The 23,506-nt window shown below is 38.2% G+C and carries 19 protein-coding genes; 11 read left to right on the forward strand and 8 right to left on the reverse strand.

What is annotated here, in order from left to right; genetic code table 11:
- Positions 1-140: 140 nt before the first annotated feature.
- Positions 141-764 carry a sel1 repeat family protein gene (locus QE177_RS14045; protein WP_280550571.1) on the forward strand — a complete coding sequence of 208 codons (624 nt, stop codon included), beginning with the start codon at positions 141-143 and terminating at the stop codon, positions 762-764.
- Positions 765-1,022: 258 nt separating this feature from the next.
- Here QE177_RS14045 and typA read toward each other — a convergent pair whose 3' ends face one another.
- From typA to QE177_RS14075, 6 genes are all read right to left on the reverse strand, one after another.
- On the reverse strand, positions 1,023-2,846 hold the full coding sequence (gene typA, locus QE177_RS14050; RefSeq protein ID WP_280550573.1) for a ribosome-dependent GTPase TypA: 1,824 nt from the start codon (positions 2,844-2,846) through the stop codon (positions 1,023-1,025).
- Between the two features lie 211 nt (positions 2,847-3,057).
- Entirely contained in the window at positions 3,058-4,107 is a 1,050-nt protein-coding gene (locus QE177_RS14055; protein WP_280550576.1) for a hypothetical protein, read from the reverse strand.
- A 196-nt stretch (positions 4,108-4,303) separates the two neighbouring features.
- On the reverse strand, positions 4,304-4,708 hold the full coding sequence (locus tag QE177_RS14060; protein ID WP_280550578.1) for a hypothetical protein: 405 nt from the start codon (positions 4,706-4,708) through the stop codon (positions 4,304-4,306).
- Between the two features lie 89 nt (positions 4,709-4,797).
- Positions 4,798-5,259, reverse strand: coding sequence for a hypothetical protein (locus QE177_RS14065; RefSeq protein WP_280550580.1), 462 nt, complete (start codon positions 5,257-5,259; stop codon positions 4,798-4,800).
- 132 nt (positions 5,260-5,391) lie between these two features.
- A complete protein-coding gene (ppc, locus tag QE177_RS14070) occupies positions 5,392-8,028 on the reverse strand; it encodes a phosphoenolpyruvate carboxylase (protein ID WP_280550582.1) in 2,637 nt (878 codons plus the stop codon).
- A 394-nt stretch (positions 8,029-8,422) separates the two neighbouring features.
- Positions 8,423-10,864, reverse strand: coding sequence for a bifunctional aspartate kinase/homoserine dehydrogenase II (locus QE177_RS14075; protein WP_280550584.1), 2,442 nt, complete (start codon positions 10,862-10,864; stop codon positions 8,423-8,425).
- 421 nt (positions 10,865-11,285) lie between these two features.
- On the opposite strand from QE177_RS14075, the gene metJ reads away from it, so the two are divergent.
- Positions 11,286-11,603 carry a met regulon transcriptional regulator MetJ gene (gene metJ / locus QE177_RS14080; RefSeq protein ID WP_280550586.1) on the forward strand — a complete coding sequence of 106 codons (318 nt, stop codon included), beginning with the start codon at positions 11,286-11,288 and terminating at the stop codon, positions 11,601-11,603.
- Between the two features lie 164 nt (positions 11,604-11,767).
- Here the strand turns inward: metJ and rpmE are convergent, their stop codons facing one another.
- A complete protein-coding gene (gene rpmE, locus QE177_RS14085; RefSeq protein ID WP_026823326.1) occupies positions 11,768-11,983 on the reverse strand; it encodes a 50S ribosomal protein L31 in 216 nt (71 codons plus the stop codon).
- A gap of 224 nt (positions 11,984-12,207) precedes the next feature.
- On the opposite strand from rpmE, the gene priA reads away from it, so the two are divergent.
- From priA to rraA, 7 genes are all read left to right on the forward strand, one after another.
- Complete coding sequence (gene priA / locus QE177_RS14090; protein WP_280550589.1) at positions 12,208-14,397, forward strand: primosomal protein N'; 2,190 nt, start codon at positions 12,208-12,210, stop codon at positions 14,395-14,397.
- A 224-nt stretch (positions 14,398-14,621) separates the two neighbouring features.
- Positions 14,622-15,650 (forward strand): DNA-binding transcriptional regulator CytR, encoded by a 1,029-nt coding sequence (cytR, locus tag QE177_RS14095; protein WP_280550591.1) that lies wholly within the window; start codon positions 14,622-14,624, stop codon positions 15,648-15,650.
- A 70-nt stretch (positions 15,651-15,720) separates the two neighbouring features.
- Positions 15,721-16,467: a cell division protein FtsN gene (gene ftsN, locus QE177_RS14100; protein WP_280550593.1), complete on the forward strand. Its 747-nt coding sequence runs from the start codon at positions 15,721-15,723 to the stop codon at positions 16,465-16,467.
- 119 nt (positions 16,468-16,586) lie between these two features.
- On the forward strand, positions 16,587-17,117 hold the full coding sequence (gene hslV, locus QE177_RS14105) for an ATP-dependent protease subunit HslV (protein ID WP_026823330.1): 531 nt from the start codon (positions 16,587-16,589) through the stop codon (positions 17,115-17,117).
- A gap of 10 nt (positions 17,118-17,127) precedes the next feature.
- The gene (hslU, locus tag QE177_RS14110) at positions 17,128-18,459 is read left to right on the forward strand and encodes an HslU--HslV peptidase ATPase subunit (RefSeq protein WP_280550596.1); all 1,332 of its coding nucleotides are present in this window, start codon (positions 17,128-17,130) and stop codon (positions 18,457-18,459) included.
- 90 nt (positions 18,460-18,549) lie between these two features.
- Positions 18,550-19,473 carry a 1,4-dihydroxy-2-naphthoate polyprenyltransferase gene (locus tag QE177_RS14115; RefSeq protein ID WP_280550598.1) on the forward strand — a complete coding sequence of 308 codons (924 nt, stop codon included), beginning with the start codon at positions 18,550-18,552 and terminating at the stop codon, positions 19,471-19,473.
- A 109-nt stretch (positions 19,474-19,582) separates the two neighbouring features.
- The gene (gene rraA / locus QE177_RS14120; RefSeq protein ID WP_280550600.1) at positions 19,583-20,101 is read left to right on the forward strand and encodes a ribonuclease E activity regulator RraA; all 519 of its coding nucleotides are present in this window, start codon (positions 19,583-19,585) and stop codon (positions 20,099-20,101) included.
- A 121-nt stretch (positions 20,102-20,222) separates the two neighbouring features.
- Here rraA and zapB read toward each other — a convergent pair whose 3' ends face one another.
- Positions 20,223-20,465, reverse strand: coding sequence for a cell division protein ZapB (gene zapB / locus QE177_RS14125; RefSeq protein WP_280550602.1), 243 nt, complete (start codon positions 20,463-20,465; stop codon positions 20,223-20,225).
- Between the two features lie 325 nt (positions 20,466-20,790).
- On the opposite strand from zapB, the gene QE177_RS14130 reads away from it, so the two are divergent.
- Together QE177_RS14130 and glpK are read left to right on the forward strand one after the other, a co-directional pair.
- A complete protein-coding gene (locus QE177_RS14130) occupies positions 20,791-21,603 on the forward strand; it encodes an MIP/aquaporin family protein (RefSeq protein WP_280550604.1) in 813 nt (270 codons plus the stop codon).
- Positions 21,604-21,651: 48 nt separating this feature from the next.
- A complete protein-coding gene (gene glpK, locus QE177_RS14135) occupies positions 21,652-23,178 on the forward strand; it encodes a glycerol kinase GlpK (RefSeq protein WP_280550607.1) in 1,527 nt (508 codons plus the stop codon).
- The last annotated feature ends 328 nt before the right edge of the window (positions 23,179-23,506 follow it).

A 23,506-nucleotide genomic window follows, 5' to 3' on the forward strand; every position in this document is an offset into this window, starting at 1 on the left:
AATTTTCCGTATAGTGATGATGGGAATGTTGATTATGGTTGAACCAGCATGGGGGCAAAACTACCTTGCACCAAGAGATAGTCGCTTATGAGATAACTATAATGAGCTAGAATTTCGTAATATGCCTGGTTTATCCAAATATGCCCCCTCGCCCAAAAACACGGAAAGACGTGGTTGCGCTTTTTAAAAAGGGAAAAAAAGAAAACGATGAATATAGTAATTATGCTCTGTTTTCTTTATTTTCCATAGGCTGTTTTGAATTAGGTAAACTATATCAAGAAGCTAGAGCAGAAGAAGAGTGTCATATCGCGAACCATTTTTTAAACAAGACATTAGAAATTAATCCTAATAATGTAGTAGCTTTATATTATTCTGCTACCAACTATAAAAAAGGATACGGCGTCAAAAAAGATATTTTAAAAGCAATAGATTATTATGATAAAGCGTATCGCATTGGTGGAAATAAAATTTTTACCGCTATTGACTCACTTTTTGTTATTTTCTTTTATGGGAAACGTGGTGTCCAACAAGATCTCAATAAAGCTAAACACTATATAGAAATAGCGGCAAAAAATGGTAGCCAGAAACACCAACATTTTTTAAATAACTGGGATACTCATGTTTTTCTTTTAAAGACACAGCAAGGATCGGATAAATGTTTAGAAAAAAATAGGGACGAGCCGAAGTGGGTAAATAAGTGTATTCAGCGTTCTGAAAAGGAACTAGCTGAGTACATTGAAAAAAAACAAAGCAACTCAAACTGAAAAGTGGCAAGAAAATGCCTACCAAGATCCATCTGATTGACAGCGCATTAGTATCTGATTAAGCGCGCCCACTACGAATGAAATTAATCCTAATAAAATTCATTTAATTCTAAAAAATTTGCTAATTACAGCATATAGAATCAATTTAACCACAAACAATAAACCCCATTCTTTATGGTTAATATTATATAACCAATAAGAATTAAACAAAGGTGTTATATAACACCTTTGTTTGCATCAAAAAGCCAATGATTTTATTTAGACTTCTTTATTTCGGTGGGCACGACGGCGGTCGTTTTCTGTCAAATAACGTTTTCTTAAACGAATTGATTGTGGGGTAACTTCCACTAATTCATCATCATCGATAAACTCTAATGCCTGTTCTAATGTTTTCTTGACCGGCGGAGATAACGTAGTCGCTTCGTCTGTTCCTGAAGCACGCACATTGGTCAATTTTTTACCGGTTAAACAGTTAACAGTCAAGTCATTAGAGCGGGAATGGATACCAATAATTTGTCCTTCATAGACTTCAGCACCATGACCAAGGAATAACTTACCCCGATCTTGTAAACTATAAAGCGCATAAGCTACTGCTTTACCTTGACCATTTGAGATCATGACACCATTTTGTCGGCGACCGATTTCACCAGGGCGTACATCATCATAGTGACTAAAGGTTGCATACAGCAAACCTGTCCCTGATGTCATGGTCATAAACTCAGTTCGAAAACCAATAAGTCCACGACTTGGAATAATATAATCAAGCCGTACCCGTCCTTTACCATCAGGCAACATATCGCGCAGTTCACCTTTACGTTCACCTAATGCCATCATAACATCGCCTTGGTGCCGCTCTTCAATATCGAGGGTAACCTGTTCAAAAGGTTCTTGTTTACGACCTTCAAATTGACGGAAAATAACTTTGGGTCGAGAAACGGCTAATTCGAAACCTTCACGACGCATGTTTTCAATTAATACTGAAAGATGCAGCTCACCGCGACCGGAAACACGGAAAGCGTCGGGATCTTCAGTCTCTTCTACCCGTAATGCAACGTTATGCACTAACTCTTTTTTCAGGCGATCTAAAATTTGACGGGAAGTTACATATTTTCCTTCGCGGCCACAAAACGGTGAAGTATTAACACAAAAATACATACTTACCGTTGGCTCATCAACGGCCAGAGCTGGTAATGCTTCAATATTATTTGGATCACATAAAGTATCTGAAATATTTAATTCACCCAGACCCGTTAAGGCAATAATATCACCGGCTTGAGCGATTTCAGAATCGATACGCTCTAATCCTAAATGCGTTAATACCTTACCCACTTTACCACTACGTGTTTTGCCTTCATTATTGACAATAGTGATGGTTTGATTTGGTTTCACTGCTCCACGCTTAATGCGACCAATACCAATAACACCCAGATAATTGTTGTAATCAAGCTGAGATATTTGCATTTGGAAAGCGCCCGCCAGATCAACTTGCGGCGGAGCAACATATTTTACTATTGCTTCATAGAGTGGCGTCATATCTGCCGCCATTTCATTATAATCGGTTCCAGCAATACCATTTAAGGCTGAGGCGTAAATGATCGGAAAATCAAGCTGCTCATCAGTCGCTCCTAAGTTGACAAACAGATCAAAAACTTGATCAACTACCCAATCAGGCCTAGCACCCGGACGATCAATTTTATTGACCACCACAATTGGTTTTAAACCGTGGGCAAAAGCTTTTTGCGTGACGAAGCGGGTTTGCGGCATCGGGCCGTCCATTGCATCAACCAATAGCAACACACTATCAACCATTGACATAACCCGTTCAACTTCACCACCAAAATCAGCATGGCCCGGGGTATCAACAATATTAATTCGATAATCATGCCACTTGATGGCGGTATTTTTTGCCAAGATCGTAATGCCACGCTCTTTTTCCAAGTCATTGGAATCCATCACACGCTCATCGAGGTTATTACGTTCACCAAAGGTGCCAGATTGTTGTAATAATTTATCGACCAGTGTCGTTTTTCCATGATCGACGTGGGCGATGATGGCGATATTTCTTAAATTTTCAATAGACACAAATTGTTACCATATTATCTAACTGGAAAGGATTAAATGACTCTGGTCAAGCAGTGGCTTGCCGGTAGGCATCTACACATATGCTGTTATTTTACACATAATATTGGCGGAGTGAAATAAATGTGAACTGCATCAAGTTAAATAATCCGCCTAAATGGACAGATTATTACTTGAAAGGCATTTTATACGATTGAATAAAATTATTCCTCTGTTAGTTGGCAAATGCGTTTCTTACATTATAAATGACCCTTCTTGCAACCGTTAATGACAATAAATTTTCCTCTTTGAGAAGATGTCTAGAGTAACTTTTTTGACACCAATCATTGTTAAATATATCAATAGAATTATTATGTTCTAAGCTACTAAAGTAGGCTTGATAACTATTAAAATAACTTTCTAGTGTACAATAAATATCTTGCTGCTGGTGGTTGGTTAAAAATTTATTTTCTCTATTTATTACTATATCAATAACATCCTCAATAATTTTCTTTTTATTATCCACTTGAAAATAAAATTCAGCTAATGGCTCAATACAATGTTCAATAATGATGTTTTTTTCTTGTCTAATAAAAGAATGAAGCGGAAAATGAAGCAGAGAATAATAAAAAGAATCTTTTTTTAATTGAATAAAATTATCAGCCGCCTTAGACAAACTATTTGAATATAATATCGATTCGGGTGTGACCATATTTGTTAACACCATAACTAATAAATCAGATTGACGTTCGTTAAAATTCATACCTAAAAAAACTTTGTCAGCAATTTCTTTTTGCAAAATAGCTTGCTTATCTTGGTCTAACTGATGATAAAGATAGGAAAATGTGTGCATTGCTTTAGAAAAATTGATTTCATTATTATTAAGCAACAAGAAACCATTATTTCTTAACTCAATCAAATAATTAGCCTTACCCTCTATTTCGGAAAGTAAAGTTTCAATCATTCTTGCTGGCGATTCCAAGTTAAAATCTCGCGGTTTATTTAAATCAATACTTTTTTCTATTTCAGAAATATTGATAGAAATTTTATTTTCAATATCTAATCTGGCTTTAATAAAATGGCAAAGATTATCAAAATTTTTATTATAAATTTCAGAACGTTTCGCTGTTGCAAAAGGGAATAAAAGGGTATTACGAATATCATTCATTTTCTTTATAATATCGTAGCTCTTTCTGACCGCAAATCTATCGTTGGCACTCTCTGTTTTTCCTATAAAGACATCACCGCTAATAATCCTCTGATGATAATTTCCAATATTTGGCATGCAAAATCCTTTTACTTGTAAGTATGCTTGTTTCCATGATCATAATGAGTATTTCATACTCAATAAGGTAAGCAAATTCCTCATAGCAAAAAATAGCTGCTAACGCAGCTAATTTGGCTTTTTTTTGCTAAAGTTGGTTAAGATAAATAAAACCATTAATTAAAAAACTTTCTAAGCTATCAACCCAATCAGATTGTTAGCTTGTTAAAATATTTGCTATTTTCATTTTAGAAAAGCCATCATAATTTTCATGACACCAGGTATTTTTGAAAATATCAATAACGTTACCATTATTCGATTCACATGAATAATTGATGAAATAATCTTCTGCTATTTGACTAAACTCTTCATCTTGCTGCAATATTAACTTTTTCACATCAGCAATAATTTTCTTTTTACCATCATCATTAGCTAAAATATAGAATTCGGTAAATGGTTTAATACAAGTGTTAATATCTTCACTTTGGTCTAGTTTTTCTTTGCGCAAAGTAAAATTTTCAAGGTTTTTTTGTATAAAGATATCTTTCAATAAAGGATCAGATTGCGATTGCTGTAACTGATTTAGATATAGTACAAACTTAGGCTCTACTACTTTTTCCATAGCCTCAGTTAATAGATTAAAATTTTCATTATTTTGGGAAAAAATACTAGTGACTATTTTTTCTTTTAAAATATTACTATTCTCTGGGCTTAATCGTTGATAAAGATAAGATAATGTATAGATCGCTTTGGAAAATTTTTCTCAATATTTTCAGATAATACAAAATCATTATTTTTTAAGTTAATTAATTGGACTGAATTATTTTTTATTTCGGCAAGTAAAGTATTAAAAAGCACCGCTGTTCTTTCTGACTTTAAATAACTGCTCTTAGTTAAATCAATAGTTTTTTCATGACCACTAAAATTGGTCGCAATTTTACCTTTAATATCGATATTACTTTTTATAATGTGGCAAAGAGTTGCAAAATTTTTATCATATCTGGCTGATGCTGAAAGCTGTAAATCTGACGGAATCATCGTGTTACGAATATCTTTAACCACATTAATAACACTACATTTTAGTTGTTTTAATCGACTACCTATATTATCTGTTTTTTTTATAAATGGATTAAGATCATTTATCCTCTGATAACTGCTAATATTATTTAGCATAATGAACTCCTTTCATTATTAAGTATGCTTATTTTCATGAGCATAATGAGTATTTCATACTCAATAATGTAAGCAAACTCACCATTGAAAAAATAGCTGCAAAAGCAGCTAATTGGTTATTTTGAACAAAATTTAGCCGGTGTTACGCATACCAGCAGCAATGCCGGCAATCGTCACCATTAGCGCTTGTTCAATATAGGGATCCGGTTGTTGCTGTTGTCGAGAACGATGCAATAACTCCGCCTGTAAGACATTTAAAGGATCGGTATAAACATTTCTTAAGGCAACGGATTCTGCAATCCACGGTAGATCCGCCATTAATGTTTTATCTTTCGAGATAGCAAGTACACTGTTAATATCTTGCGCCAGCTGTTGACGTAGCTCTTTACCTAATGGCCAAAGCCGTTTTTCAACCAGCCGCTGATCATAATATTCAGCTAACCATAAATCAGCTTTAGCAAAAACCATCTCTAACATCGCAATGCGAGTCTTAAAGAAAGGCCAGTCATGCCACATATCATCAAGCACTGATTTCATACCACTATCAATCACATGCTGCAATGCTGCCCCTGCGCCTAACCAAGCAGGTAACATTAAGCGATTTTGCGACCAGGCAAAAATCCAGGGAATCGCCCGCAGTGTCTCTACGCCACCGTCCTGACGACGTTTTGTCGGCCTAGACCCTAGTGGTAATTTAGCTAATTCAAGCTCTGGTGTAGCAGCGCGAAAATAGGGAACAAAATCCGGTTTTTGGCAGACATAATCGCGATACATATTACATGAGATATCAGATAATATTTCCATAACCGCACGCCATTCGGGTTTTGGTTCTGGTGGTGGCAATAAATTCGCTTCCAGTATTGCGCTAGTATAAATAAATAAACTACTCATCGTCACTTGTGGTAAGCCGTACTTGAAGCGGATCATTTCTCCTTGCTCGGTGGCTCTTAATCCGCCTTTTAAACTACCGGGTGGCTGAGACAGCAATGCTGAATGTGCCGGTGCTCCGCCGCGTCCAACGGTACCCCCACGACCATGGAATAGAGTTAATTTAACTTTTTCTTTGTCACAAAGTTTAATCAGCGCTTCTTGAGCGCAATATTGAGCCCACGAAGCCGCCATCACACCGGCATCTTTGGCTGAGTCCGAGTAACCAATCATGACCATTTGTTTATTATCAATAATCTGACGATACCAGGGAATGGTAAGCAATTTTTGCATTACGCTTTCAGCATTATTTAAATCATCTAGGGTTTCAAATAGTGGCACCACTGGCAGTTTTAATGAACATCCGCTTTCTTTGAACAACAATTTTACCGCTAATACATCAGATGGTACTTTTGCCATGGAGATAACATAAGCGGCTATAGCGTCCGTCGGTGAATCGGCAATCACCTGGCAAGTCGCTAATACTTCTTGTGTTTCTGCACTAGGCTGCCAATTTTTCGGACAAAGTGGCCGTTTAGAACTGAGTTCAGCCAATAGAAAAGTCTGTTTTTCTTCCTCTGACCAATTTTTATAGTCGCCTAACTCAAGGTAATGGAGCAGTTCTGCTAATGCATCAGTATGGCGGCTACTTTCCTGCCGGATATCAATCCGTACTAATTGCAAACCAAAACAACGAATGCGGCGTAAGGTATCCAGTAATTGTCCATTGGCGATAATTGGCATACCGCAAGCAATCAGGGATTGATAACAAGTGTAAAGTGGTTGCCAAAGTTGTTGATTATCATAAAGATAGTCTTCAGGTGGCAAGACCTTTTCACCTTTAATACAACTGTCCAGATAATCGAGTGTATTACGTAAACGACTACGTAAACCTTTAGCAATCTGGCGATAAGGCTCATCAATATCATCACCACCGGCTAATTGTCGGAGTTCAGGCGTTGCTTCTGACATCGATAATTCAGAGACCAAGATTTGAATGTCAGCTAAAAAAAGTTCAGCTGCTTTCCAGCGACTCAGTAAAAGGGCTTCTCTAGTGACATCGGCGGTAACAAAGGGATTACCATCACGATCTCCCCCCATCCAGGAAGTGAAGCGGATCAAATTCGTGTCAACAGGCAAATTAATCGCCAAACTCGTTTCAAGCTGTTCATTAAGTTCACGTAAAAAAGCAGGAACACCTTCCCATAATGAGTTTTCAACAACCGTAAACCCCCATTTAGCCTCATCAATCGGCGTAGGACGATTTTTACGGATTTCATCAGTATGCCAGCACTGTGCAATTAATTGACGTAAACGTCGCATAATATTATTACGTTCATAATCCACTAAATCATCATGATCTAACTGTGCTAGACAGCTATTCACTTCAATCAATTTGTGAATTAAAGTGCGGCGCGCAATTTCTGTTGGATGAGCGGTTAATACTAATTCAATCGATAATTCATCGATCGCTTTTGTTATCACCTTATTAGTAAATCGTTTTTCTTTTAAGCGCGCAAAAAGATTGGCTAATACCTCAGGATTACTGGATGCTTCACCATGAGGAGAAATGCTGTAGTATTGCTCTGCAACATTGGCTAGATTAAGAAATTGATTAAATGCCCTGGCGACAGGCAACAGTTCATCATTAGAGAGATTTTGTAATGTTTTCAATAAAGCTTGACGTTGTGCTTTATTTCCTGCCCGAGAAGATTTTGATAATTTACGGATAGATTCTACTTTATCTAAGATATCCTCACCTAAAGCATCTTTAATTGTATCTCCTAATAACTTACCTAACATACTCACATTACTGCGCATCGCTGAATATTGTTGATCCATTAAGACTCCTAACTTTCACTGCCTAAAACTTATTTATGCATTATATAAGTTGAAACAGTTTTATCAGTAGATAATTAGCTTTTTCATGCTAATAACATAATCGTAAATAATAACATTCTCTTATGATATAACGGATATTGGCTTTATCATCAAACCTAAACCTATATCAAAAAGTATGGCATCTTTATAAAAGTTTATAATTGACTTATTGCCACTATGAAACGTATTTGAGTTCAAGCTAGGGAGTAATTCCAGCAGATTATTAGATTGACGACTAGCTAATATTATTAACTGTCCAGTACTACTTACCCAACTAAGCAGAGTAATGACGCCTCTGCTTTTGTTGGCTATCTGTGCATACGAAAGCACTACGGCTATGCCGTTATTATGGCGATCAAAGCAATTGTGACAAACGATTCAGATCAGACTGAATTGCGCCCGCCGTCACATCACGTCCAGCACCTGGCCCTCTGATTACTAATGGATTATCACGATACCAACGACTTTTAAGGGCAAAAACATTATCACCGGGTAACAAGGCTGCCAAGGGATGATCGGGTAAAATAGCTTCCACACCGACTTTGGCTCGTTTCTTTGTGGCATCAAAGCGAGCAACATAACGCAAGACCATGCCCATTTCCTGAGCAGCCTGGAGACGTTGTGCCATTTGTTCATTAATAATCATACTATTTTCAAAAAATTCATCCAGATCACCAGTTGCCGCTTCGGCAGGAACTAATGACTCGACCCGTACCTGTTCAGGTTCAATTTCATAGCCAGCTTCTCGTGCCAAAATGATCAATTGACGCATTACATCTTGCCCAGAGAGATCAATTCGTGGATCTGGCTCGGTTAAGCCTTGCTGCCAAGCTTGCTCAACCAATTGATTAAACGGTACCGTGCCATCAAATTGTAAAAATAACCAAGATAAGGTAGCAGAAAAAATACCACTAATAGAAAGGATTTTATCACCACTCTCTTTTAAATCACGGACAGTATAATTTATTGGTAATCCCGCCCCAACTGTCGCATTATACAACCAATATCGGCCTGTTTTCGCAAAAGCATCACGGATCTGTCGGTAGTCGTTGCTCGCCAAAGCACCGGGTATCTTATTGGCACTGATTAGATGAAAACCATAACTAGCAAAATCAAGATAATTTTTTGCTAATAGGTCACTGGCTGTTATATCTAATACAACCAGATCATCAAATGGATGATCTCTCATCCAAAGAAAAAGCGCTTCATCTTGATGTATTGTGGCTTCCTGATCAAAAAAAGCTAATACTCTACTTGGATCGATGCCCTCATAATTTAACAGGCTACGGCAACTATCAACTACACCGGCGAGAATAAATTCGAAATCACTACGGGCGGAAATTATTTTTTGCTCGCTGGCAAACAATTCCAACCAGCGAGAACCAATATTACCTTTACCAAACAGAACTAAGCCAATACGTTTTTCCGCCCGAAATAAGCTCTGGTGTAATCCCTGCACTAAATGTGATGTTTGAGTCGCGCGTAAAACAGCTACCAGACTTATTTCTTCTTCAGAGTGCCAAATAAATTCAACCGGTTGATCTTTTAATTGTTGATAGAAACGATGACTATGCAGCGGATTTTTACCCACACCGGCCCCGACAAGGGCAACCAAAGAAAATTGATCACGTAACGATAAATCTTCTACTACCGCCATCTCCTTCAATACTGCCAGAGCACTAGCGGCCACCTCTGAGGTATAACATAACTGGATCAATTTTCGATCTGGATGTAAGCCAGTCGCTAATGGCCGCAATTGTCTTCGCTTTAGCAATAAATCGATTTCTTTATAGGTTTGACTAAAATTTTGCGGGTTTGCCAGATTTAATTCAACCAGACAAACATCATCATGACTGGTAACAATTTTGACGCCCGTTCCTGATGCCAAAACACGCTCTATTTTTGTCGAACCCTGTTCAGGCTGATAACTACATCTAAGTTGTAAATCAATATTAGTGACAGAAATTGGCTGTAACGTGCGAGTATGAAGTACCGGTGCGGCTAAACGCGCTAATTCGCTGGCTTCATCAAGGCGTAATAATGGCAGCAAACAAGCATCTTTGACTTTGCGCGGATCAGCACTGTATACACCAGCAACATCACTCCAAATAGTTACTTTATTAACCTCCGCCAACGCCCCTACTTGGGTTGCTGAATAATCACTACCATTACGCCCTAATAATACCGTTTTACCTTGTTTACTTTGTGCAATAAAACCAGTCACCACCAACCGTTTATTGGGATATTGTTGCAAAAGCTGTTGTAATAATGGGCGTGAGAGGGTTTCATCTACCTGGGGTTGAGCAGCAAATTCTGCACGCAAGAAAAGTCGTGCATCTAACCAATGGCTTGGCAAACCAAATTCTTCCAATACCGCGGACATCAAACGTGCAGACCAAATTTCTCCATGACCAACAATTTCTGCATAAATATCATCATGAATTGTTTTATCGACAAAGGTGCTTAAGCGATCAAGATCAGCTAAAAAAGCTAACTTTAATATCTGGCCTTTTTTGCCTGGTAATAGCCCAATGATCAGATCCTGTTGATAACGGCGTATCTCCTGCCGCACCTGATTGGCTAAAACACGATCAGTTTGACTTAATTTCAGCCAATCAATTAACTGATTGGTTGTTGTTCCTGCCGCAGATACCACCATTAAATCGCCTGGCTGGCTATAATTTGCCATGATATTAGCGACTCGCTGATAAGATTTCACATCAGCCAAACTACTACCACCAAATTTATGTAATTGACGATGGTGATATTTTACTGCTCCTGCTGTCACTGCATTCATGATAAAAAGTTACCTCTTCGCTACTCGCTGAAACGCGTTACCTAAATCTTCAATAGCTACTGAAAAACTTAATAAATTTTTATTGGTAGTTGCTAGCTTACATCAAATAATGCGCTGCTAATATAGCACTTAACCAATGACATATGGTTAACATTGTTGATTTAGCTAACATAATATCCATTCAATAAAAGAATTGGAAAGCTAATCAAACATAACCAAATGGACATCAAGATGTTAATACATCTGGAAATCCAAAATACTTTACGTTTAAATCAAGTAGTGGGATAATTATCAATATTAAAAAATGACAATAAACGATAGAATATTAGAAACTTATTAAACAAATTTTTGCCAACTAAGGCTATATTTATACAGCAACTAAATAAATTCTTCTATTGATTGACTTAACTTAAGGTATCCCATGGCTGAGTGGAATGGTGATTATGTTAGCCCTTATGCTGAACATGGTAAAAAAAGCGAGCAAGTAAAAAAGATCACAGTATCTATCCCATTAAAAGTACTTAAAATCTTGACAGACGAACGCACTCGTAGACAAATTAATAATTTACGCCATGCGACAAATAGTGAATTGCTTTGTGAAGCATTTTTACACGCGTTTACTGGGCAACCGTTACCAAATGACGATGATTTACGCAAAGAGCGTGATGATGAAATTCCAGAAGCTGCAAAAGTCGTTATGCGCCAAAGAGGTATTGATCCAGACACATGGGAATATTAATTATTTGCCTTATTTTTAAAGATCAAATAATTAAAGCTTTTTGTAAAAACTGTTTTGGTTTAATTGAATAATTTTGGTTTTATATAACAGTAACACTCCGATATTAAGCGAAGTGTTACTCCTATATTATCAACATGATTTTGGCTTGTTTCATTGAGCCATTATTATTTTTTCATACCTGGAATATTGAATCGCTGCTTGAAGCGATCAACACGGCCGCCGGCAGCCACATCACGCTGTTTACCTGTATAGAATGGATGGCATTTACCACAAACATCCAAATTCAGATTATGATTAACAGTTGATTTAATTTTCATTACATTACCGCAAGAACAAGTCGCAGTAACTTCTTCATATTTAGGATGAATATCTTTTTTCATAGAAAACCTCTAGTTAGGCCGCATCGCTATCTAACCCTAACGCTAGACACCATACGTCAAATCGATTAACAATAGTGCTTAGTAATCATCAAAATTACTAATAAAGGTGGCGGATCATACAGAAAATCTGCTTATAGCGCAATGAAATCTATTTAAATAATGTGATACTCTATCTTTTATGTCTTATAAATAATATCTATGACAATGATTAGGAACACTTAATAATGGCTATTGTTCAAGTGGCGCTCCCTGTTCCGCTGATGCGCGCTTTTGATTACCAATCCAATCTCCCTTTACCCATCAAAGGTAGTCGGGTATTGGTACCTTTTGGTAAGCGTACTATCTTAGGTATTGTACTATCGCATAGTCAAAATAGTAAACTCAGTTGTGAACAATTAAAAACCATTGAACAAGTTTTAGATCAAGAATCACTCTTTTCGGACAGTTTATGGTCATTACTCCTCTGGGCCTCTCAGTATTATCATCACCCGATTGGTGAAGTACTATTTCATGCGCTACCGGTTTTACTACGGCAAGGCAAAGCAGCAACATTTTCTCCGCTATGGCAATGGCAAATCACGCAGCAAGGTAAAATTTTTGCCCTAAACCAGCTTAAACGAGCACCAAAACAGCAACAGGCACTCGCATTACTACAGCAGCAGCCCCTATATCGGCACCAGATAGTAGAATATGAATTGAGTGAGAATGCGCTACAAGCACTAAAAAAAAGAAACTTAATTCAACTAGTAGCCATCAAACCAAAAATAGACAGTTGGCATGCTGATTTTCACATCGGTGGTGAAAAACCAAAACTCAACCTAGAACAATCAACAGCGGTAGGGGCAATAAGTTCTCAGCCAACATTTACGCCTTGGTTATTAGTGGGGATCACGGGTTCTGGTAAAACAGAAGTCTATCTCAGTGTCATTGAAAATATTTTAGCTCAAGGTAAACAAGCATTAGTCCTGGTTCCCGAAATTAGTCTTACTCCCCAGACTATTCAACGATTTAGTGAGCGATTTAATGCTCCCGTAGATGTGCTACATTCCGCATTAAATGATAGTGAGCGATTGGCAGTCTGGTTGCGTGCACAAAAAGGACACAGTGCGATCGTGATTGGTACGCGCTCCGCATTATTCACTGCTTTTGCCAATCTGGGCTTGATCATTATTGATGAAGAGCACGATAACTCTTACAAACAACAAGACGGATGGCGTTATCATGCCCGTGATCTGGCTGTTTTGCGTGCCAAAAAAGAGAACATTCCAATTATTATGGGCACAGCAACACCCTCGTTAGAAAGTCTCTATAATATTGAGCAAGGAAAATATCACCGCCTAGATCTAACCCAACGCGCTGGAAACGCTAAACCGGCAAGTCAACATTTACTCGATTTAAAAGGCCAGCCATTAAAGTATGGTATGTCAAGACCATTAATTCAGCGTATTGAAGATCATCTGGCAGCAAATAATCAGGTGATGCTATTTTTAAATCGTCGCGGCTACTCACCAACATTAATTTGCCATGATTGTGGCTGGATTGCCGAGTGTTCACGTTGTGATCATTATTACACACTACACCATCATCAACGTCAGCTACGTTGCCATCACTGTGATAGTCAATTGCCAATCCCGATACAATGCTCACACTGTGGCTCAACGCATCTGCTGCCTGTCGGTTTAGGAACGGAACAGTTAGAAGAGGCGATTAACCAGCTGTTTCCTGATATACCGGTTACCCGCATTGACAGAGATACCACTCGGCGTAAAGGAGAATTAGAAAAACAACTAGCAGCTGTCTATACAGGTGGTGCTCGGATTTTGATCGGCACCCAAATGTTGGCTAAAGGACACCATTTCCCTGATGTTACTCTGGTTGCCCTACTGAATGTCGATGGTGCACTTTTTTCCAGTGATTATCGGGCAACGGAAAGATTTGCTCAACTTTATATCCAAGTAGCTGGACGGGCTGGCCGAGCCGGTAAGCATGGCGAAGTTATCCTACAAACCTACCACCCTGAACATCCATTATTATCGACATTATTAGAAAAAGGATATAACGCATTCGCGGCAGAAACACTAGTGGAACGACGTGATGTTTTTTTGCCTCCGCATAGCAGTCATATCATGATCCGTTCAGAAGATCACCATAACCAGTCTGCACCTAATTTTTTAAACAAGCTCCGTCAATATATAGAACAACATAACATGCGCGACTCACAACTTTGGTTAATGGGTCCTATACCTGCGATCCATGCTAAGCGGGCAGGCCGTTTCCGTTGGCAATTACTACTCCAACATCCTTCGCGCGCCTATTTACAACAATTCCTTTCGCATATATTACCTGAAATTATGGCCTACCCTGAGAGTCGAAAAGTAAAATGGAATATTGATGTTGATCCAACCGAAAATTAGTCGTTTTGATTACTCATCTACACCTATCTAATTAAATAAAATTAGCTTTATGCGAAGCTATTCTATAAATAAATCTAATTAAACGATTCAGACAAATTTATTTAAAAATTTGGCGGCTAACGTGCTTAAAATAAGTAAACGCAAAGATTAGATCGACGCGATTAACGATTAACGATTAACGATTAACGATTAACGATTAACGATTAAGAATGCGAGGTGGGGCTATGGAACAAAAGATAAATTACCACAACGCAACGATGAAAGATGTTGCTAATGCAGCCGGCGTGTCTACTGCAACAGTTTCACGAGCATTCACTAAGCCAGATCAAGTTTCTGTCATGACGCGCCAGAAAGTTGAACAAGCTGCCTCGAAAACAGGTTATGATGCCTATTTCCTGACAAAAAATATAAAATCAAGCAAACCTAAAACCATTTTTGTCGCTATACCCGATATTACCAATCCTATTTGTCCTGATATTATTAGTGGCATTGAGCAAGTGGCTGCTGAACAAGGATATATGGTACTCATTGGTAATTGTAAACATTATCAAAAACAACAACACACACTTATTGATATATTTATTAGCCAACAAATTGATGGCATCGTGTTACTCAATGCTGATATTCCGTTTTACCTCACTAATAGAAAACCGAAAGATTTTCCTCCAATAGTTGTTGCAAATGAATTTGTACCTGAATTCAAACTTGCTACTATAAATATTGATAATCTAACTTACTCTTTTAACGCAATTAACTATTTACAAAAACTGGGGCATAAATATATTGCTTGCATAACAGGCCCAGAAACCTTTCGGTCTTGCCAATATCGTTTGCAAGGTTACATGCAAGCGATACAGCGGGCAGGTAATAAGGTGCGACCAGAATATATTATTAACAGTGATTTTAGTTACCAAGGTGGAGCCGGAGGCATAAAAAAACTTTTTGCATTACCTAAGCCACCTAGCGCAATTTTTTGCCATAATGATATTATGGCTATCGGTGCAATATGGCAGTCCAAGCGTATGGGGCTAAAATTACCAAGAGATTTATCTATTATTGGATTTGGCAATCTCAACTTTGCACAATATAGCGAACCCGCTCTCACCACAATCGAGCAACCTCGCTTTGAAATTGGTCGCCAAGCAATGTTACTACTTTTAGCGAAAATGCAAGGCCATGGAATAGATAAAAATGCAAAATTGCTAGACTGTCATTTAATTATCCGTGATAGTGTTTGTCCACCGAAAGACTAGTCAAAAGTAATTAGGTTAAGTAACCTATAACGAATTAATGTAACTTTTTTATTAATCAGCGAATTGAAAAGTGGCACAGAAAGATTACGTAAGACGAGGACGCACAACGTCCCGTAAAAATAAACATTCAGGCAAGAAAAAATCAAATCAAGGATTGCCGAAAACAACCCTTGCTGTCGCTATTGCCATCGTCGTTATCTTTATTGGTGGCTTATATTTCATTACGCAAAATAAACGCGTTCCTGTGCTTAACAGAACAATCTCACCTAACACCAATCAGCCCGTTAGCAGTCTACCGCCTAAGCCAGAAGAACGTTGGCGTTACATAAAAGAGCTGGAAAAGCGGGGCACTGATCTGCCAAACTTTAACCAATCAAACAAATCAAATATCAATAACACAACTGAGTTAACCAATGAGCAACGTCAACTTCTGGAGCAAATTGATGCGGATAGACGCAATCCTGTCACTAATCTATCCGAAGTGCCTAATAATGATAATGTTCCCCGCTCACGCGTCATCATTAATGGCCCGCCAATAGAATCACCTGCGAGCTTAAAACCCATACCACAGACACAAAAACCAACGGAAAGCCAACAAAAAATAGTGGTACAATGCGGTTCATTTAAAAACCTGGAGCAAGCAGAATCGATTAAAGCCAATCTGGCATTCTCAGGTTTAGAAAGTAGAATTAGTTCGATTGATGGCTGGCATCGTGTCGTACTTGGGCCTTACAACAAAGAAACAGCAGAAAAAATGCGTGACCGAGCTAAATCTGTCGGCGTATCCGGCTGTATACTTCGTACAAGTAAGGGTTGAAAAATGATTATTATCCCCCATTTACATTCCTAATAGCGTAAATACAGACTTTTTATGTAATAAAAAAATTAAAAAGTATGTTTACATACTCCCCTAATAAAATAACCAAGGGCTGACTCATGACTACAATCGTAAGTGTTCGCCGTAATGGCCAAGTTGTAATTGGTGGTGATGGACAGGCGACGATGGGTAATACCGTCATGAAAGGCAACGTCCGTAAAGTGCGCCGCCTTTATAATGATAAAGTTATCGCGGGCTTTGCGGGCGGTACTGCTGATGCATTTACACTGTTTGAACTTTTTGAACGAAAACTAGAACTTCACCAAGGACATCTAACCAAAGCCGCTGTTGAACTGGCTAAAGATTGGCGTACTGATCGTATGCTGAGAAAACTTGAAGCGCTTTTAGCTGTTGCAGATGAAAACAGCTCATTAATCATTACAGGTAATGGAGATGTTATTCAACCAGAAAATGATTTGATCGCCATTGGTTCTGGTGGTGCCTATGCACAAGCCGCTGCGCGTGCCCTGTTAGAAAATACAGAAATGAGCGCACGTGATATTACAGAAAAAGCGTTAAATATAGCGAGTGATATCTGTATTTATACCAACCATAATTTTAACTTTGAAGAACTCTCTTCAAAATCTTAAGGATTTAAACATGTCTGAAATGACGCCTCGTGAAATTGTCAATGAATTGGACAATCATATTATTGGTCAAGACAAAGCAAAACGTTCTGTCGCTATTGCGCTACGTAATCGTTGGCGTCGTATGCAACTTGATGAAGCATTGCGCCAAGAAGTAACGCCGAAAAATATTTTGATGATTGGTCCAACCGGGGTTGGTAAAACGGAAATTGCTCGTCGTTTAGCAAAACTGGCAAACGCTCCCTTTATTAAGGTCGAAGCAACAAAATTTACTGAAGTCGGTTATGTAGGTAAAGAGGTTGATTCTATTATTCGTGATTTGACTGACGCTGCTGTCAAAATGGTACGCCTGCAGTCTATCGAAAAGAATCGTTACCGTGCCGAGGAACTGGCCGAAGAACGTATTCTTGATGTTTTATTGCCACCTGCTAAAAATAATTGGGGACAACCCGATCCCCATGTAGAACCCTCTACCGCACGTCAATCTTTCCGCAAAAAACTAAGAGAAGGTGAGCTAGACGATAAAGAAATTGAAATTGAAGTTGCTACTTCACCAGTAGGCGTTGAAATTATGGCGCCTCCGGGCATGGAAGAAATGACCAGTCAGTTGCAATCTATGTTTCAAAATCTGGCCGGGCAAAAACATAAACCCCGTAAGATGAAAATCAAAGAAGCCTTCAAAATATTAATAGAAGAAGAAGCTGCAAAATTGGTTAATCCAGAAGAACTAAAACAGCAAGCAATTGATGCGGTTGAACAACACGGCATTGTTTTTATCGACGAAATCGACAAAATTTGCAAACGTGGAGAAACTTCTGGCCCAGATGTCTCTCGAGAAGGGGTACAACGCGATTTGTTACCTTTAGTTGAAGGCTGCACTGTTTCTACTAAACATGGTATGGTGAAGACTGACCACATTTTATTTATCGCTTCTGGCGCATTTCAGGTTGCAAGTCCATCTGATTTGATCCCGGAGCTGCAAGGCCGATTACCGATCAGAGTTGAACTACAAGCGTTGACGGCAGAAGACTTTAACCGTATTTTAACTGAACCAAATGCGTCTTTAACTATACAATATAAAGCATTGATGGCAACCGAGGGTTTAAACATTGAATTTACACCAGAAGGTATTGGTAAAATTGCTCAAGCAGCATGGCAAGTCAATGAAAAAACAGAAAATATTGGTGCTCGTCGATTACATACCGTTCTTGAGCGATTGATGGAAGATATCTCTTTCGATGCCAGTGAGCGCAATGGTCAAGACATTAAAATTGACGCTGATTACGTGGCTAAGCATCTAGATGAGCTAGTTGCTGATGAAGATCTGAGTCGATTTATTTTATAATCTGGTATCGTTAACTTTGCTGATGATAATCTTGCATGGGGGGCTAAGCCTCCCATTATTTTTATAACAACAAACTTGTGGATTAATTACATGAATTTAATCACATCAAGAAACCCTATACAGATGCAGGCGTGGCTGGAAAGCTTACGTCCGAAAACACTTCCCTTGGGTATTGCACCGATTATAACGGGTTCTGCATTAGCTTATTGGTATGGTGCTTTTACACTCTCAATTGCATTATTAGCTCTACTCACTGCTGCTGCACTACAAATTCTATCTAATTTGGCGAATGATTATGGTGATGCTGTTAAAGGCAGCGATACCGAGCAACGATTAGGGCCATTACGAGGTATACAAAAAGGCATTATTAGCCTAGCAGAAATGAAAGTTGCCCTAAAAATAACTATCTTTTTTTGTTGTCTATTTGGCTTAACTCTGATCATAGTCGCTGGTAAAACGCCAAAGGATATTGTTGGCTTTCTGATACTTGGCGTTATCGCTATAACAGCCGCCATTACCTATACAGTAGGTAAAAAACCTTATGGATATCTGGGACTGGGCGACGTTTCAGTGCTGATCTTTTTTGGTTGGTTGAGTGTAATTGGAACTTATTATCTACATACTAACCACTTTAATTTGATGACATTATTGCCAGCAACCGCTTGTGGATTACTGTCAGTAGCAGTACTCAATGTTAACAATATGCGCGATATAGAAAATGATATTAAAGCTGGTAAAAATACTTTAGCTGTTAGATTAGGCGCCAAAGGCGCCCGACAGTATCACGCGGCACTCATCTTAATTGCAATTTTCTGTTTAATACTCTTTAGCTTGCTATATCTTCATCACTGGACGGGTTGGTTATTCTTGCTCGCTATGCCGATGTTATTAAAGCATATAAAGAAAGTTATTCATGATACCACCGCTGAGGGTATGAAACCTTTATTGGAAAATATGGTAAAAGCGGCGTTACTGACCAATATTCTATTTTCTGTTGGACTTATTTTAAATTAATTATTGTCATTTTGATTTTTCTCAGTGTTTTTATGAGCTATGTTTTTGCAAAAAACAACCAGATAGAGATATACTGAATTTCCCGTGTACTTAAATAGACCGAAATCCTATGAAATATGATACTTCCGAGCTGTGTGATATCTACCAAGAAGAGGTCAATGTGGTAGAACCTTTATTCTCTAACTTTGGCGGGCGTACTTCATTTAGTGGTCAAATCGTGACAGTCAAATGTTTTGAAGACAATGGCCTCATCTACGATTTACTAGAAGAACCGGGGGAGGGTCGGATCCTATTAGTTGATGGTGGAGGCTCCGTACGTAAGGCGTTAATTGATGCTGAATTGGCAAAATTTGCCATGAAAAATCAATGGGAAGGCATTGTCATTTACGGCGCAGTACGTCAGGTTGATGAATTAGCAGAATTAGATATTGGTATTCAAGCAATTGCTGCCATCCCTGTAGGTTGTACCAGTGACGGTACCGGAGAAAGTGATGTTCGCGTCAATTTTGGTGGCGTTACATTCTTTACAGAAGATTATTTGTATGCAGATAATACCGGCATTATCCTCTCCGAGCATCCATTACTTTTAGACGATGGGCCAAATAACGATCAAGATATTGAAGATTAATACCTTTTAGTTGAGAGCAAACATCGTTGAATTGTTCAATATCTATCGATTAAGTAACAATAAGGGCAACAAATTTTGCCCTAATTGTTATTTTTTTCTAATACAATAAAATGTTGGACGATTACTGAACATCTTCCATTCGACCTAATAGACCGCGTAAACGCTCTTGCCAGGCATGCTGTTCTTGTTTTAAATTCTCATTTTCATGAGCTAATGTTCCATGTTGTTCTTTAGCATTCGCGACTTCTTGATACAAATTATTATTTTTCTCTTTAAGTTCATTAACTTCCATCTGTAAAAGCTCAATGGTTTCTAGAGCTTGTTGAACTTTAGCTTCTAATTTTTCAAAAACTTCAAATGACATTCTTTCGTCCCCTTTTTTAGCAATGCTACGATTGTAAGTAGCCTTCTTACGCCTGTCTAGTTGAAAGCTCTCGATAAATGCCGATCTAACCTTAATTATTTCTATTTATCCAACCAATTGCAAAAAAATACATCAAGTAGAATGTCAGTTCGATCACTTTATCAGAGCGATTTCGATCAATTTTTTGACGTGATCCAACAATATTTGATCCCTTTATTTCCGTTTACGTTCATTTAACGATAAATTCATTCAGAGCTTTCTCAGGAAATAATAAAGGAAGACAAATTTTATTGCCTAGTATTCATACTTTTTGCAGGATAAACATATGAGTAAAATTACTTCACCTACGCTTACAGGTCAATGTATCTCTGAATTTTTAGGTACCGCATTACTTGTATTCTTTGGTTTGGGTTGTGTTGCTGCTACGCGTATTGCAGGCGCACAACTAGGTTTATGGGAAATTAGTCTTATTTGGGGGTTTGGCGTGGCTCTGGCCGTTTACCTTACAGCAGGTATTTCAGGAGCGCACTTAAATCCGGCTATTACCATTACTTTTTGGTTATTTGCCCATTTTGATAGAAAAAAAGTACTACCTTATATTATTGCACAAATGTTGGGAGGTTTTATCGCGGCCGCTCTCGTTTATGGGTTGTACTTCGAACTATTTCTAGATTATGAAAAATTACACCAAATAGTTCGGGGTTCACAAGAAAGCTTATTCACTGCGGGCGTTTTTTCTACTTATCCAGCAGGGCAAATTAGCGTCCTACAAGCGTTTGTAGTTGAAGTTGTTATTGCTATTATTTTGGTTTGTATGATATTAAGTTTAACTGATGATAACAATGGCATACCTCGTGGCCCATTAGCACCGCTACTTATTGGTATCCTAATTGCGGTTATTGGTGGTTCATTTGGTCCACTAACCGGCTTTGCATTAAATCCTGCTCGTGATTTTGGTCCCAAATTAGTGGCTTATCTCGCTGGTTGGGGTGATATTGCCTTAACCGGTGGACGCAGCTTCCCTTATTTTGTGATTCCTTTAACAGCACCTTTTGTTGGCGCTATTATCGGTGCTTTTGCTTATCGCAAACTGATTGGCTACCATTTACCTGCTATGACAAATCAAAACAAAAAATAAACGCAAAAATAATCCAAAATATATAATGAAGTAAATTGGACAATTATCATGACAACAGAAACACCAACAAAAAAAAAATATGTTATCGCACTTGATCAAGGTACTACGAGTTCACGCACCATTATCTTTGATCATGATGCTAATATTATTAATATTTCTCAGCGTGAATTTCCTCAAATTTATCCAAAACCAGGTTGGGTAGAACATGATCCAATAAAAATATGGGCAACGCAAAGTGCTACTTTAGCTGAAGCATTAGCAATTTCTGATATCCGCAGTGATGAAATCGCCGGTATTGGCATAACTAATCAACGAGAAACCACCATTGTTTGGGAGAAAGAAACCGGCAAACCCATTTATAATGCAATTGTTTGGCAGTGCCGTCGTACTGCTGATTTCTGTACCGAACTAAAGCGGGATAACCCAGAGCTAGAGAAATATATTCGTAAAAATACGGGTCTGGTTGTTGACCCCTATTTCTCCGGTACCAAACTTAAATGGATCTTGGAGAATGTTGATGGAGCCTATGAACGAGCAAAAAATGGTGAGTTACTCTTTGGCACTATCGATACTTGGCTAGTATGGAAAATGACGCAGGGGCGTGTCCATATTACGGATTATACTAATGCATCTCGCACTATGTTATTTAACATTCATAAGCTGGAATGGGATCAAAAAATCCTCGATGCCTTTAATATCCCACGCGCCATACTACCAACAGTACGTCCATCATCAGAAGTTTATGGGCAAACTAACATTGGTGGTAAAGGGGGAACTCGTATACCAATAGCTGGAATGGCTGGTGATCAACAAGCTGCTCTCTATGGCCAGCTGTGTGTCCAACCGGGCATGGCTAAAAACACCTATGGAACTGGCTGCTTCCTATTAATGAATACCGGCAAAAAGGCTAAAATTTCCGACCATGGCTTACTGACTACCATTGCTTGTGGGCCACATGGTGAAGTGAACTATGCGCTAGAAGGTGCGGTATTCATGGCAGGTGCCTCAATACAGTGGTTGCGTGATGAATTGAAATTGATTGATGACGCTAACGACTCTGAATATTTTGCTAATAAAGTCAAAAATAATAACGGTGTTTATGTTGTTCCTGCGCTAACTGGTTTAGGCGCACCTTATTGGGATCCCTACGCCCGCGGTGCGATTTTTGGTTTAACTCGCGGTGTCAATCGTAACCATATTATTCGTGCAACATTAGAATCTATTGCCTACCAAACTCGTGATGTCCTTGAAGCAATGCAGAAAGATGCTGACACACGCCTGAGTTCATTACGCGTTGATGGTGGTGCTGTCGCCAATAATTTCTTAATGCAGTTCCAATCTGACATCCTAGGTGCATATGTAGAGCGTCCGATTATTCGTGAAAGTACTGCATTAGGTGCCGCTTTACTTGCTGGACTGGCGGTCGGTTTTTGGCAAGATTTGGATGAAGTTAAAGAAAAGATGCGGATTGAAAAAACGTTCACCCCTGGAATTGAAACCACTGAACGTAACTATAAATATAGCGGTTGGAAAAAAGCCGTTTCTCGTGCTAAGGAATGGGAAGAACACACATAATTCCAATTAAGAACGATAAATAATAAAATAGCAGTAAATTATTACTGCTATTTTATATAAAAATATTATCAATTCGATACTAATAATAAATAAAGAATAAACTATATAATTTCTGACTAAGATTAGAAAAAACAAGTTATTTTAATTGTCACTTTTATGCCTATAATATAAAAAAATAATAAGCTGTCATTATTTTATTTATATAGGGTGTTTATCATGAAAAAATAAATCTATTAGTCTTTCAATTATAATTTTGCCTGAGAATATCTCATCGAATATTAATTTTTCGATGTATTAGATTGATTATTAATTAAATAACACAATAAAA

This window comes from Arsenophonus sp. aPb, assembly GCF_029873475.1.
Classification (GTDB): Bacteria; Pseudomonadota; Gammaproteobacteria; order Enterobacterales; family Enterobacteriaceae; genus Arsenophonus.

Excerpts from the sequence above, each read along its gene's own strand:
- glpK (WP_280550607.1), top strand. The coding sequence starts at position 21,652 with ATGACAACAGAAACACCAACAAAAAAAAAATATGTTATCGCACTTGAT.
- zapB (WP_280550602.1), bottom strand. The coding sequence starts at position 20,465 with ATGTCATTTGAAGTTTTTGAAAAATTAGAAGCTAAAGTTCAACAAGCT.
- QE177_RS14075 (WP_280550584.1), bottom strand. The coding sequence starts at position 10,864 with ATGAATGCAGTGACAGCAGGAGCAGTAAAATATCACCATCGTCAATTA.
- metJ (WP_280550586.1), top strand. The coding sequence starts at position 11,286 with ATGGCTGAGTGGAATGGTGATTATGTTAGCCCTTATGCTGAACATGGT.
- QE177_RS14115 (WP_280550598.1), top strand. The coding sequence starts at position 18,550 with ATGAATTTAATCACATCAAGAAACCCTATACAGATGCAGGCGTGGCTG.
- rpmE (WP_026823326.1), bottom strand. The coding sequence starts at position 11,983 with ATGAAAAAAGATATTCATCCTAAATATGAAGAAGTTACTGCGACTTGT.
- QE177_RS14065 (WP_280550580.1), bottom strand. The coding sequence starts at position 5,259 with ATGCTAAATAATATTAGCAGTTATCAGAGGATAAATGATCTTAATCCA.
- ppc (WP_280550582.1), bottom strand. The coding sequence starts at position 8,028 with ATGGATCAACAATATTCAGCGATGCGCAGTAATGTGAGTATGTTAGGT.
- cytR (WP_280550591.1), top strand. The coding sequence starts at position 14,622 with ATGGAACAAAAGATAAATTACCACAACGCAACGATGAAAGATGTTGCT.
- hslV (WP_026823330.1), top strand. The coding sequence starts at position 16,587 with ATGACTACAATCGTAAGTGTTCGCCGTAATGGCCAAGTTGTAATTGGT.
- priA (WP_280550589.1), top strand. The coding sequence starts at position 12,208 with ATGGCTATTGTTCAAGTGGCGCTCCCTGTTCCGCTGATGCGCGCTTTT.
- QE177_RS14130 (WP_280550604.1), top strand. The coding sequence starts at position 20,791 with ATGAGTAAAATTACTTCACCTACGCTTACAGGTCAATGTATCTCTGAA.
- QE177_RS14045 (WP_280550571.1), top strand. The coding sequence starts at position 141 with ATGCCCCCTCGCCCAAAAACACGGAAAGACGTGGTTGCGCTTTTTAAA.
- hslU (WP_280550596.1), top strand. The coding sequence starts at position 17,128 with ATGTCTGAAATGACGCCTCGTGAAATTGTCAATGAATTGGACAATCAT.
- QE177_RS14055 (WP_280550576.1), bottom strand. The coding sequence starts at position 4,107 with ATGCCAAATATTGGAAATTATCATCAGAGGATTATTAGCGGTGATGTC.
- rraA (WP_280550600.1), top strand. The coding sequence starts at position 19,583 with ATGAAATATGATACTTCCGAGCTGTGTGATATCTACCAAGAAGAGGTC.
- QE177_RS14060 (WP_280550578.1), bottom strand. The coding sequence starts at position 4,708 with ATGGAAAAAGTAGTAGAGCCTAAGTTTGTACTATATCTAAATCAGTTA.